Annotated in this window: 11 protein-coding genes and 1 pseudogene; 1 reads left to right on the top strand and 11 read right to left on the bottom strand. The window is 43.3% G+C overall.

Annotated elements, in window-relative coordinates:
* Window positions 1-8 precede the first annotated feature (8 nt).
* The 11 genes and pseudogenes from BLS20_RS08495 to BLS20_RS08445 form a co-directional block, all read right to left on the bottom strand.
* Window positions 9-1,331 (bottom strand): annotated as a pseudogene (locus BLS20_RS08495) (aldehyde dehydrogenase); the annotation flags it as partial.
* A 20-nt stretch (window positions 1,332-1,351) separates the two neighbouring features.
* A complete protein-coding gene (locus BLS20_RS08490; RefSeq protein WP_090173949.1) occupies window positions 1,352-1,624 on the bottom strand; it encodes a EutN/CcmL family microcompartment protein in 273 nt (90 codons plus the stop codon).
* Between the two features lie 3 nt (window positions 1,625-1,627).
* Window positions 1,628-2,362 (bottom strand): BMC domain-containing protein, encoded by a 735-nt coding sequence (locus BLS20_RS14030; protein ID WP_090173948.1) that lies wholly within the window; start codon window positions 2,360-2,362, stop codon window positions 1,628-1,630.
* A gap of 4 nt (window positions 2,363-2,366) precedes the next feature.
* Complete coding sequence (locus BLS20_RS08480) at window positions 2,367-2,900, bottom strand: hypothetical protein (protein WP_090173947.1); 534 nt, start codon at window positions 2,898-2,900, stop codon at window positions 2,367-2,369.
* A gap of 73 nt (window positions 2,901-2,973) precedes the next feature.
* Window positions 2,974-3,258, bottom strand: coding sequence for a BMC domain-containing protein (locus BLS20_RS08475; RefSeq protein WP_090173946.1), 285 nt, complete (start codon window positions 3,256-3,258; stop codon window positions 2,974-2,976).
* Between the two features lie 25 nt (window positions 3,259-3,283).
* The gene (pduB, locus tag BLS20_RS08470) at window positions 3,284-4,093 is read right to left on the bottom strand and encodes a propanediol utilization microcompartment protein PduB (protein WP_090173945.1); all 810 of its coding nucleotides are present in this window, start codon (window positions 4,091-4,093) and stop codon (window positions 3,284-3,286) included.
* Between the two features lie 21 nt (window positions 4,094-4,114).
* A complete protein-coding gene (locus BLS20_RS08465; RefSeq protein WP_090173944.1) occupies window positions 4,115-5,035 on the bottom strand; it encodes a glycyl-radical enzyme activating protein in 921 nt (306 codons plus the stop codon).
* 17 nt (window positions 5,036-5,052) lie between these two features.
* Window positions 5,053-7,653: a glycyl radical protein gene (locus tag BLS20_RS08460; RefSeq protein WP_090173943.1), complete on the bottom strand. Its 2,601-nt coding sequence runs from the start codon at window positions 7,651-7,653 to the stop codon at window positions 5,053-5,055.
* 167 nt (window positions 7,654-7,820) lie between these two features.
* Window positions 7,821-8,273 carry a EutP/PduV family microcompartment system protein gene (locus BLS20_RS08455; protein WP_090173942.1) on the bottom strand — a complete coding sequence of 151 codons (453 nt, stop codon included), beginning with the start codon at window positions 8,271-8,273 and terminating at the stop codon, window positions 7,821-7,823.
* A 7-nt stretch (window positions 8,274-8,280) separates the two neighbouring features.
* Complete coding sequence (locus tag BLS20_RS08450; protein ID WP_090173941.1) at window positions 8,281-8,655, bottom strand: BMC domain-containing protein; 375 nt, start codon at window positions 8,653-8,655, stop codon at window positions 8,281-8,283.
* 25 nt (window positions 8,656-8,680) lie between these two features.
* A complete protein-coding gene (locus BLS20_RS08445) occupies window positions 8,681-9,409 on the bottom strand; it encodes an aquaporin (protein WP_090173940.1) in 729 nt (242 codons plus the stop codon).
* 256 nt (window positions 9,410-9,665) lie between these two features.
* Here BLS20_RS08445 and nifJ point away from each other — a divergent pair, with 256 nt between their 5' ends.
* Entirely contained in the window at window positions 9,666-13,124 is a 3,459-nt protein-coding gene (nifJ, locus tag BLS20_RS08440) for a pyruvate:ferredoxin (flavodoxin) oxidoreductase (RefSeq protein ID WP_090173939.1), read from the top strand.
* Window positions 13,125-13,425: the final 301 nt, after the last annotated feature.

Raw genomic sequence — 13,425 nt, 5'->3', positions numbered from 1 at the left:
TTTATCCCCTAGCGAATGGAGAACCCATTCGTAAGCATGCATTTTCTTCTTCTGGTATAATGTCTTGAACTTACCGTTCCCTCTCCGGTAACATTTGCAACCATCATGGTAAATGGTTCATTTGCTCTTAGCATTCCAATGCCTGCAAGCGCCGGTCCATTCTTGACAAATACTGCTGTCTGCAGTTTTTTTGCTACTTCATTCAATCGGTCAATGGATGTCGAATGTACGGCAGCTGTATGTTTGTAATTTTGTTCTATTGCGAGCATCATCTCTAATCCTTCCTCATAGCTTTCTGCTCCTACGAGTGCAATGAGCGGTGCTCTCACTTCCCTATTTACAAACGGGTGATATTGCGATGTTTTCACCACAATCAGCTTTACCTTTCCTTCATAAGGAATCTGAGCCGCCTGCAAGATCTTATCTGCAGACTGTCCCATCCATTTTCTTCTTACCAATCCATCTTCCCGAAGAATCAGCCTTTCTAATCTTGTGATTTCTTCTTCACGCTCTAGGATACATACGCCGTTCTTTCGAAATTCTTCCTCTAATTCGTGCTGTATCTGCTTTACTGCAACCACCGTTTTTTCTGATGTATGCATAAGATTGTTGTCAAATGAGGCGCTTTGCACAATATCATATGCTGCCTTTGAAACATCTGCTGTTTCGTCCACCATCGCTACGCTGCTGGCTTCTCCCTCACCAATCACCTTTTTCAAACAGCCATAAGAACCGTTTAGTGCATCTTCTTCTGCATTACATACCACCAAATCCACATCCGGATGATGTATAATCTCTTGCACTTTCGCAATATTGCTTTCATCTACACACACAACCAAATTATCAATTCCGCAAGTCTCCACAATCACCTGATTGATTATGCGGGTTACGTAAATCGATGTCTTGGCTGCTCTTGGATTTGGACATATCACGACGGCATTTCCGGCTGCAACCATACCGATTACATGATTCACTATAGATGCTGCCGGACTACCTACCGGTTCAATCGTACAGATGATTCCAAACGAACTAAGTTCATATAGTGTCATTCCTCTATCACCTGTTTTGACTTCTGTTATAAGGTCTTCGGCTCCCGGAGTATTTGCAATTGCAGCTTTCAGTTTTCGTCGCTTGTCCGAAATGTTCCCCATTCCGGTTTCTTCTTGTGATAACATGGCAAGAATTTCAATCTGAGGCAACAATTTTTCTCTTATCGCCTCTACAATTTCATCCCGATCTTCAAGCGACAACATCAGATATCTCTCATGCGCCTTTTTTACTAAATATATTGCATCATTGACTGACGAAAAAATTCCAGCTTCCATGATTTCTACCCTCTTTGTCTTTTCTGTTAAGCTCCGGCCTTATCCACACTATCAATGATACCGATTACGGCCATATCAATTGTTTTTCCTTTTTTGCTTTCTTCCACTCGTACGGATGATCCGGTTGCACAAAGTACAAACTCTCCTATTCCGCATCCAACATAATCCACTGCCACCGCTTCCGGCTCAATGTATTTTCCCTCTGTATCAACGCGGCGAACAATCATAAGCTTTGTTCCCTCAAGCGTCTCATCCTTACGTGTAGCTACCACAGTTCCGATTACCTTTGCCAAAATCATACGCTATTTCGTTCCTTTCGAAGAGTTCTTTTTCTTAGAAGTCTTTCCTTTTGCCTTCGTTCCGATAGTCTTCTTTGCCGCTTCTTCTTTCTTTACCGGCTCTTCCTTCTTTGGCGGCTCTTCCTTCTTTGGCGGCTCTTCTTTCTTTACCGGCTCTTCTTTCTTTGGCGGCTCTTCCTTCTTTACCGGTTCTTCCTTCTTTGGCGGCTCTTTTTTCTTTTCCGGCTCTTCTTTCTTTACCGGCTCTTCTTTCTTTACCGGCTCTTCCTTCTTTACCGGCTCTTCCTTCTTTGGCGGCTCTTCCTTCTTTGGCGGCTCTTCTTTCTTTACCGGCTCTTCTACAACCTGCAACGGAATCGACTTTGCGACCGGTTTACTTGCTATATCTTCACTTTTTGCTTTGATTGGTTTGTCACTTTTTACGTATGAAACCGGTTTTTTATTTGCGGACTGATACGGAACTTTTGGATTGCAAAACATCTGCGCCATGCCATCTGCCGGTCTCGGAATGACAGATGCCGATACCAGATTATTATATTTTATTGCTTCTGCTTTCGCGGCATCTACTGCAGCCTTTACCGCACCAACATCTCCAACTATCTTTACTGTCATATAGCCACTTCCTCGGCTATTCTCCAGCTCAAGTATCCTAACATTTGCCGCTTTTACCATAACATCAGCAACCTCTATTGCTGTCGAGATTCCTCTCGTTTCCACTAATCCTAACGCCTCTTGCATCGTCTCACCTACCTTCCGTATCGAATTGAATGTGTATACCATATTCTACAAGGGTCCTGATATAACCCATTATTCTCTGCTGGTATTCCAAAGGTTCATTTCCCGTAAATTTATCAAGACCACCCCGGGCTATGGTTATTTCGATTCCCTCCTCAAATGCCATCTTAACCATCTCGGTTTCATAAATGTCCGAGATGCCAAGCGCACACTTAGCCAGCACACTTCTTGGCATAACAGGAAATATCATTTTGTCATAAATGAACGGTTCTTCTTGTATGCTTTGCGGAGTGACAATGCGTTTACAGATTGTGCATACTTCCTTGACAAAATTCTCGCAGTCAAGTTGCTCTTGTGTCGCAACCAGCGTAATCTCGCCAACTCCTTCTGCCCTTAGAGTACGAAGCGTTCTTACGCATCTTTTTTTGTCATTTCCCGAATACACAACCAATACCTTATTGTCTTGATTTTTTATCGCATCCACAGTCAGCTCTATGACCCGCTCTATTAACGACCGTAATTCTTTTTCATTTAATTCCATGGGTCACCTCAATATAGGAAGGTAAAGACCGCTTAAAAGCAGCCTTTACCCACAGTCTGCCATTTGCTTTGAATTAATCAACCAATGACTTTGGAATAATTTTTTCCGTATCCATATGTGGACGAGGAATTACGTGGATAGAAACAACTTCTCCCACTGCCTTTGCAGCAGCTGCTCCTGCATCTGTTGCAGCCTTTACTGCTCCTACATCTCCTCTAACCATTACGGTTACAAGTCCTGATCCGATCTTTTCGTAGCCACATAATGAAACATTTGCTGCCTTTACCATTGCATCGGCTGCCTCAATTGCACCTACAAGTCCTTTGGTTTCAACCATACCTAATGCATCTGCATTCATAATAAATCCTCCTTCTAACTATTTCCTAAATATATGGTGTTGTTGTTGATTCCGGTTCCCCGCCAAGCGAACCAAGTAATTTCTTACCTACTTCGATTGCCGCTCTGACAGCCTGTCTGACTGCTCCGGAATCACCTGTAAAGGTGAGGATACACTCGTTTGAATAGCTTGTTCCGCCATTACCCGGTGAAGAGTATCCAATCACTTCCACATTCGCTGCTTTGACTGCAGTATCGGCAAGAATCGCTCCGATTGCAGCCGGACCTGCACAGGTCATTCCCCATGCTCTGCCTCTGGTTGCACCCATTGCCTTTTCCAGACAATAGCTTGCTCTTGCTGTATACTGGAACTCCAGATGTCCTGCCTCATTTCCATACACATCTCCGAAATACTTTGGAAGTACATTTAACGCAATCTCCACTGCTCTTCTCGCATCCGATACATCTTCTGCACCGATGATGATTAATGAGCCATGTCCTGCTCCTCCCTTTGTATCTCTTGGAAGTTCTACCGAAATCACCTGCGTATTTGTTGCCTTAACAGCTTCATCAACTGCCATAATCTGCGGGCCCGCTCCGGTACGCCCACCGATGATACCTATCGAGCGGTAATTTCCAAGTTTCATTACATCTGTAAGCATTGGGTCAACGCTTGCGATTACCAGTCCGATTGTGTCCCCAATCGCTGTTCCCACAAACTCTGTAAGCCCTACACTATCGCCACAGCATGCATCGCATGCCGGTGCTGTCGATGATGCGCTTGCAGATGCAGTTTTAGTAGCTGCAAGTTCATCGGAAACCTGCTTCATTACTTTTTCAATTAACTGCTGATCCATTTTTTTCCTCCATTCATTCATTTAACCAATACGACAATTTACACCACTTTGTTCCACTACATCCTTTAGAACACTTATATCTTCTTTTTCTATCATTTTCACTCCATGAAGAAGATAATCGCGTCCAAGCATCTTATATTTGTTTTCACCCAACGAATGATACGGTAATAGATTTACCCCTTTTAGATGTTCCTGGTTTAAAGTCTTAGCGAATTGTGCAATCCGCTTAATGTCTTCTTTTTTATCATTAAATCCCGGTATTACCGGTACTCGTACACAGATATTTGTAATCTGTGAGATTAACTGGATTCCGGAAAGTATCTGTTCATTCGAAACCCCGGTATATTGCTTATGAACCTGTGCATCCATATTCTTAACATCGGCCAATGCAAGATCTACATGAGGTAACACATCTCGTATCACTTCTTCACTTGCACAGGCTGTTGTTTCTATGGCAGTATTCCAGCCTTGTGCGTGCGCAGCCTTTAACAGCTCTTTCGTAAACTCATGTTGCATAAGCGGCTCTCCTCCGGAAATGGTAAGACCACCTCCGGATCGCCGATAATTCGTCCCGTCTTTTTTCAGTTCTTTTACGACCTGTTCGATTGTCATCTTTCGACCTTTCATGACCAATGCATCCACCGGGCACACTAATGAACATTCTCCGCAGCCGACACACTTACTATAATCGATTAACGCCTTATTCTCAGGACTAATTGCTCCTTGTTTACATACTGAAAGACACGCTTTGCAATGAATGCATTCAAGCTCATTAAACATAACAACCGGTCTTAACAATTGCGATTCCGGATTCGAACACCATTCGCATCTCAAAGGGCATCCATTCAAAAAAACAATTGTACGGATTCCGGGGCCATCATTTACAGAAAACCGTTGTATATCAAATACAAGACCTTCCAGTGCGTAATTTATCCGGTCCATATATCATTCTCCTTTGATTAGCATCCGCCTGCCCCAAATACATGCTCTGTACGCTCAATAATATTGTCCTGTACCTCTTTTGCCAATGTAACAAAATGAGCACTGTATCCGGCAACTCGCACTACCAGATCCTTATGCAGTTCAGGATGCTCCTGTGCGTCAATCAATGTCTGACGATCAATAACATTGAACTGCACATGCATTCCCTTATGATCAAAGTAACTGCGAACTACGGAAGCAAAGTTTATAAGTCCTTCATCTCCTGCTACTGCTGACGGTGTAAACTTCTGGTTGTAAAGTGTTCCGTTTGAGAAGTATTCATGATCCAATTTCGCAACTGAGTTTGTTGCTGCAGTCGGTCCACTTACATCCTTTCCTGCTCTTGGTGATACACCATCTGCAAGCGGTGTTGTTGCAAGTCTTCCATCCGGAAGTGCCGCAACATCCTTACCAAAGAGTACATTGGCAGATACCGGATAACAGCCTGCCTGGAACTGACCGCCTCTTGGATTGGTATACTTTTCTACCTCAGAACTATAGATACGTGCAACTCTCGCAGATACATAATCTGTTTCATCAATATCATTACCGTACCAGTCTGTTTTCTCCATCAGGCGCTTGATTGCGAAGTAATCGGTTCCGCCTGCTGCCGGAGCAGCTGCATTCATATTGCTGTTGACAGCATCCGTAACGGTTGCCAAATCAACAGAACCATTGCTGGTTAAAATCTTCTTTACAATCTCATATACTTTCTGCTCATCGCTTTGCACTGCCTGCGTAGTTGCCGGCATAACACCACCATTCATTCTTGCTGCGTCAAATGCCTTTTCTGCCTGCGTAGAGCTATCAACCGGATAACCGAAGTTATGGTCAAGAGCCTCTTTCAGCTGTGCAACCGTAATTTCTTTATTTTCAAATACATGTTTTTGCATTGCATAAGCAGAATCACCTACGTCTACAACACCAAAGGCCTGTGGACCTGTAAAATTATAGATTGCTCCGCCTTCTTCAACTGACATGCCTCGTCCGATACAATCATCTACGAGTGCAGAAAGGAATGGAAGCTGATCTCTTTCCATATGTGCAAGATCCACTGCGTTATCTGCTTCCACAAGATGATATACAAAGTATTCCATCTGCTTTTTAAATGCTGTAAAGAAATCTTCAATATCTTTCCAGTCTTTCATCTCACCGGTTACCGGACCTAACTGCTTATTGCCTACGCGTCCGTTGTTCATCGTGATTTCCATAACCTTTGCCACATTAAAGAACGCTGCATCATGCCATCCTTCTGTCTTGTGTGGGCACTGTGGTTCTACACAACCGATGATGCAATAATTTCTTGCATCCTCGAGCTTGACTCCTCGATTCACCAGTGACGGAATGATAACTTCATCGTTGTACATAGCCGGAACACCAAGTCCTAATCTTGCAAGTTCGCATGCACGATACAAGAACTCATCCGGTGTGTTTTCATGTACACGAATGGAGAACGAAGGTGCCGGAAGACGAACATGCGCGCAAGCTTCCATACACATATAAGAAATATCATTCGTGATATCTCTTCCGCATTCATCCTGACCACCAACTCCGAGATTCTGGAAAATTGCATATCCGGCAAATGCCTGATCGGAAATAGCATCACGTGTCTTATTCAAATCATTTAATTTTACCCAAATACAATCGATAAGTTCTTGTGCGAACTCTTTTGTAATATTTTGATCATCCCTGTAATACGGATACATATATGTATCAAATCTTCCAGGCGAAATGGAATGACCGGATGATTCAATCTGAAGCATGAGCTGTACAAACCAAAATGCCTGGCATGCTTCATAGAAATTCGTTGCTCCGTTTTCCGGAACTCTGTCACAGTTTGATGCAATCTGCAATAGCTCTGCTTTTCTTGTCGGATTCATCTCAACCTGTGCCATTTCTCTTGCTTTATCCGCATAACGATGTGCGAATTTGATAGCTGCTGTGTATGTGATGATTACCGCATTATAGAACTGTTGTTTCTTCATATAACTTGGATCCATACGATCCATGCTTTCCATCGCATGCACAACTTCTTCGATTACACCTCTAAATCCTTTTTGGATAATCTTGCCGTAATCCACGCATACGTGACCTACGCCACCATAATAGTAGTTACCTACCGTAAACACCCCATTGTTCTGGCATTCCTTTGTCTCTTCCGACATATACGAAGTTGCCAAATCGCTTACGGTCTTACCCGGCCAGTATAAAAATGCCTCATGAAGCTTTTGCGCTACATCCTTTGGAATCTTAAACGGATCCGCCATACGTGTTTCCATCGTATCAAACTCGGCTTCTACCCAGTCATATGAGTATTCCGGAGTAATCTGGCAAGAACGCGGATGAATGGTAAGTGATCCTACAATCAATTCATCATCACGAATGGTTACCGGTAATTCCGTAAACAACTTTTCAGCTACTTTTGCGCGGCGCATTACATTTGGTAAACCTTCTGTTTCCTTATACGCCTCTGTTGCAAGTACTGCTCTTTCCGCTTCTACTTCCGGAAATGCAGTTACGATAACATTAGCCAATCGTTTGACACGATCTGTTGGTTCTGTAAAACCTTTTGCTATCATCGAAAAACCCTCCTTCTTTTCTATTACATTTTTCCAACAGCAATCTATTTTTACCCCCGATTATCGGGAAGTGCCGTTCTTTACTTTAACAAGTTAAATTATTACATAGGAGCTTTTAAACACCCTTATACATTTAAGACCTACACTGGTAAAATTAAGACCGAAATCTACTTCTCCCATGGAAGAACATCCCCCGTCTCGCTTAAGTACTGTAGTATGTCTGCAACTCCTTCTCCGGTTATGGAATCAATGCAAAATATGGTCTTACACCCTGTAAGGCGCAGCCAGTTCCTTGCCAGATCCACTCTTGCATTTGGCTCATTTATTTTTGTGACGATTCCAATCACATCTCTCGTCGCAAGTGATGCAATGTTCGGACTGTAAACAGAGTAATCTTCTGTTGCACTCATCATAAGCCCCACCACATCTGCTTCATATGCATAAAGTACGATTCCATGTGCGAGAGTTCGATTCTCACAATACTCTCCCGGCGTATCAATAATGACATCATAATGATTGACATATTGTGTTTTGTGATAAGTAATCTGTTTTCCCTTTAAGGCTTGTGTCAGCGTAGTTTTGCCTGTTCCCGTACGCCCGATTAAGATTATTTTTTTCATATCTTTTCTACGCCTTTGTGATCTTACAAACAGAAAATCCCATCTGATTTTCCACAAACAAAAGCACGGCTTCCCATGCCATGGAAACATCTGCTATCCTTCCGGTGATAATCAGCGTCCCACTGAAACGGTCTATAAATCCAATATCGATTTTTGCTCTCTTCATTGCGATATCTGCAGCAATTATTGCGGTCTCACTCGGGGAAAGCGTCATTACTCCTATTGCCGCTTTGTTATAATCAATCTTCGGATCTAAGCCCAGCTTTTGATAAATCAGTTCGTTTGGACTCGATATAATATGTGCCATTGTGATCTGTTTTCCAGGCACAGCTTCTTGGATAATTCTTGTGAGTCCATCGCCATTTATGCTTAACTGTTCCATAAAACCAACCTGCCTTCTTTCCTTATCATCCTAGCGCTGCCATACATGCATTTACTGCAAATACTGCCAAAACGCCTCCGATTGTACTTCCTACCAAGTTGACAACGAGCTGATATGCCCAATCAACTTTTTCTCCTTCTTTGTTCGGTATTGGAATCAGTGCAAACCAGATACTACTAAACACCGAACGCATTGCATTCATAGAAAATCCTGTTAAATCAAGTGTCAACGACAGTAAGAATACTGCTGCAAATCCAATTGCTCCTATCTGTAATGCCGCGGTCTTTCCTTCTGTTACATTGACCGCTGCAAGTACCAGGAACAAAAATACAAAGGTCGCGCATACTTCCTGTACAAAGTTAAGAACCAGATTCTTTTGAACCGGATACGCAGAAAAGATTCCTCTCTTAGAAATTCCTTCACTTGCTTTAAAACTATCATGGAAATTGATTACCGTAAGTGCTACTGCAACTCCTGCTGCAAGGAACTCCATTAATAAGTAGAGCATTGCCTGCGATGCGCTGATTCCTCCCGAAAACAACAGTCCAAATACAACTCCCGGATTCAACAGTGCGGGTCCCCCAAGAACCACCGCAATACAAAGTCCGAAGCCAACCGATAATGACCATGCAAATGACAATTCCACAAAGTTCAATTTGCCGATCAACGTATTCTTCAATGTTATATTGCTCATGTAGCAATATCCCCCCAGCAAGAATACAAGGCTTCCTACAAATTCCGATAAGTAAACCATTTTATCCTTCCTTTCTCTTTTTCAGTTTTTGTTTCCCCGATTACGTATTAGATTAAAGAAACTGCTTCGTATTTAACAGACACTTTACAAACCAGATTTTGAAAATTTTGCACCACGCGTAAAAGTTTGAATTTTACATTTTTTTGTCTTTTATGTTTCTGTTCGATTCTTTATTGCTTTGCTAAACTAAAGTGATGAAAAAGCATACATCTTAGGCCTCTTTTTGAGGCCTCCACTTTTACCGGAGGAATGTTTTATGCGAGAATATCAAATTTTAAGCGGCAATTATGCTGCTGCTAGGACAGCGTATCCTTTCACGGATACTGCCTTTGTCTATCCCATCACTCCCTCCTCTGATATGGCAGAGCAGGTAAGTGATTTATCCCTTCAAAATCATAAAAATCTATGGGGACAAACCGTTAGTGTTACACAGATGCAATCCGAAACCGGCGTTGCCGCTGCCATGCATGGCGCGCTTGCCAGCGGAAGTCTTGCTACAACTTTTACGTCTTCTCAGGGGCTTCTTTTGATGCTTCCTAATTTATATAAGATTGCCGGCGAAAGACTCCCCGGCGTATTCTATGTTGCTTCACGCACCATTGCTACACATGCACTCTCCATTTTTGGCGACCATTCGGATGTTTATGCAGTTCGTCAAAGCGGCGTTGCTATTTTATGTGCTTCAAGTGTGCAAGAAATTATTGACCTTGCTCCTGTGGCACATCTTAGTGCTTTGACATGTCGTCTGCCATTCATCTTCTTTTTTGATGGCTTTCGCACTTCTCACGAATTACAAAAAATTCAGATTTGGAAGGAGCAAGACCTTGCAGATTTCCTATCATTAAAGGAAATAGAGGATTTTCGAAAGAATGCGCTGAATCCTTGCCATCCGTATGTGATGGGCTCTTCGCAAGGTCCGGACATCTACTTTCAACAAAGAGAAGCTTGTAACCTTGCCTATACGGCTGCTTGTGAGATTGTTGCGCATAAAATGGATATGATAAATGAACGATTGGGCACTTCTTATGCACCATTTCAATATTATGGTGATGCGAATGCTCTTCATGTCATTGTTTCTATGGGCTCGGTCAACGAAACCGTGAAAAAAGCCGTGGATTTTCTAAATGCTCGCGGGGAGAAAGTCGGTCTTATTAATGTCCGTCTTTTTCGTCCGTTTTCTGCTGCTAAGTTTCTTGAATGTCTCCCAACATCCGTTACTCATGTAAGCGTATTAGACCGGGCCAAAGAACCCGGCAGCGGCGGGGAAGCTTTGTATCTTGATGTGTTATCTGCAATGCATCCTACATTTTCTAAGGTTACCATCCTGCATGGCAGATATGGATTATCTTCTAAAGATACAACTCCGGATCAGATTGTCGCTGTTTTTCACAATAAGGAGCGTAAAGAGTTTACCATTGGAATTGATGATGATGTAACACATCTTTCTCTTCCGGTTTCTCCTGTCTTTATAGATGCGCAGCATCCTGTCTGCGCCAAATTCTGGGGAATGGGTTCTGATGGTAGTGTGGGCGCCTGCAAATGTGCCGCCTGCGTAATTGGTAATGGCACCTCGTTATTTGCACAAGCCTACTCAGAATACGACTCTAGAAAATCCGGTGGGCTTACGATTTCTCATCTTAGATACGACAAGTCTTCCATCCATGCTCCGTATCTGATTCATGATGCTGATTTTATAATCTGTTCTCATCTTGAATATCTAGAGCGGTATCCGATTGTGGAAGAACTAAAAGAAGGTGGAAGCCTTTTGATCAACACCTCTTATGAGAAAGCACAATTCATGCGCAAGTTATCTCCTCGGATTATCCATATGCTAATCCAAAAAAAAGCGCATCTATATACCATAAATGCACAGGTTGTCAGCCAAAAATCCGGTCTTGGAAAACATACCGGTATTGTTATGGTTGCCGCTTTTTTTTCCATTGCCAATATCATGCCGATGGACCAATGCCATGCGTTATTAAAAAAGCAGATTCTTGTAGATTATCAGGATAAAGGAGATGCGGTTGTCAACAGTAATTACAATGCGATCAAGCTGACGCCGTCTTATCTGCAACCTATTTCACTTGAACACGATGCTGCTTTCGCAAACAACCGCACTGTGCACACGCAGAATGCGCCGCCATACCCGTCAGATCTGGCTGACTATCTTACGCATATACACCGGCCGGTTCACGCGCGAAGAGGAGATAACATTTCGGTATCTTCTTTTATTCCTTACGCAGACGGTTCATGCCCTAGCGGTACTGCCGCTTATGACAAAAAGGCAAGCGCCATCTTCGTTCCTGTCTGGAATCCGGAGCAATGTATCCAATGTAATCATTGTTCTTTTGTTTGTCCTCATTCGGTCATACGTCCTTTTGCACTCACCGCTAAGGAGGCAAATGCTACCGTAATCAAAAACAAACCAATTCCTATGACAGCAGCGAAGCATCTGCAATTTTTTATTGGTATTTCCGCTATGGATTGTACCGGCTGCGCAAGTTGTATTGTTGCATGCCCTGCGCCGAAAAAGGCATTGCGTATGAGCCGGCTTGATCAAGTTGTATCCTTGCAGGATGAATATGATTATGTTGCTGCGCTTCCGGAAAAGAAGGAAATAGAGGATTATTTTCACGTCGACACCGTAAAAGGAAGTCAGTTTCGCAGGCCTTTATTGGAATTTCCGGGTGCCTGCGGTGGTTGCGGACAAACTCCTTATGTAAAATTATTGACTCAGCTTTTTGGCGAGCGAATGCTGATTGCTAATGCTACCGGTTGTTCTTCTATTTGGGGCAACTCCTCTCCTTCTGTGCCATATACCAAACTTGCATCCGGAAGAGGTCCTGCCTGGTCGAACTCCTTGTTTGAAGACGCCGCTGAATTTGGCTACGGTATGCTGCTTGGCTATAAGGATGTGCGTACTTCTTTGCATCAATTGATTTCGTCTCTTATAACGAAGGATACGCACAGTCCTTTCTATGATGCGGCTTTAAATTGGCTAAACACCTATTCGGATGGGGAGCGAAACACACTTGCCAGCGATCGGCTTATAGAATGCATCCGCCGCTCAGGCAATCCTTCGTATAAGCTTATTGATTCTTTAAAAGATTATCTATCTAAAAAATCGCACTGGATATTTGGCGGAGATGGTTGGGCCTATGACATTGGTTTTGGCGGATTAGATCATGTACTCTCCTCTGGTGAGGACATTAATATTCTTATCTTTGACAATGAAGCCTATGCGAATACCGGCGGCCAGCCTTCTAAGGCAACGCCGCGCGGCGCAGTCACTGCGCTATCCAAGGAGGGCAAGAAAACCGCCAAAAAAGATCTCGCTTCCTATCTCATTGGACTTGGCAATGTTTATGTTGCCCAAATTGCCATGGGAGCTGATATGAATCAATGTATAAAATCCATGATTCAAGCGGAACATTATCCGGGGCCTTCCGTCCTACTCGCCTACTCTCCATGCACGTGTCATGGCATACGAGGCTCTATGTCACATGCACAAACAGAGCAGCTAAGAGCCGTGCAAAGTGGATATTGGAAACTCTTCCGCTATCATCCAAAAGATTTTGGTTACAAGCTCGACTCCGCTACGCCTAGCATGGCATATGAAGATTTTCTTGATGGCGAACAGCGTTTTGCTCTTCTAGATAAAGAATCTAAACTTCTGCGTAGTGCCTCTAAAGCCGATGCACAAAAACGTCTTTAACCAAACCATTATATAAACCAAACTAAAGTGAAAGACTCGCCTATAGAGTCTTTCACTTTTGATTTTGGTTCCATCTGTTTGTCAAGACTCGCTCGCGAGTCTTGCGCGCCGGATTCGGGTCTGCTTCAGCAGACAAATTCCTGTCCGAATCCGTGCGCATCCTCGCGGAGCGTTTAACTCAGTCGGAGCTTGTACCCCGACTGAGTATAGTTTGTCATAACCCCCACCTACGCTAACGCTTAGAGGTGGGGGATTTCTCCGACTGAGTTAAACCATACCATTTTCGCAACGATTGTTACCC

Origin of the sequence: Eubacterium oxidoreducens (assembly GCF_900104415.1) — a bacterium.
Lineage (GTDB): Bacteria > Bacillota > Clostridia > Lachnospirales > Lachnospiraceae > Eubacterium_C > Eubacterium_C oxidoreducens.
This window is presented reverse-complemented; position numbering and strand designations above follow the sequence as displayed.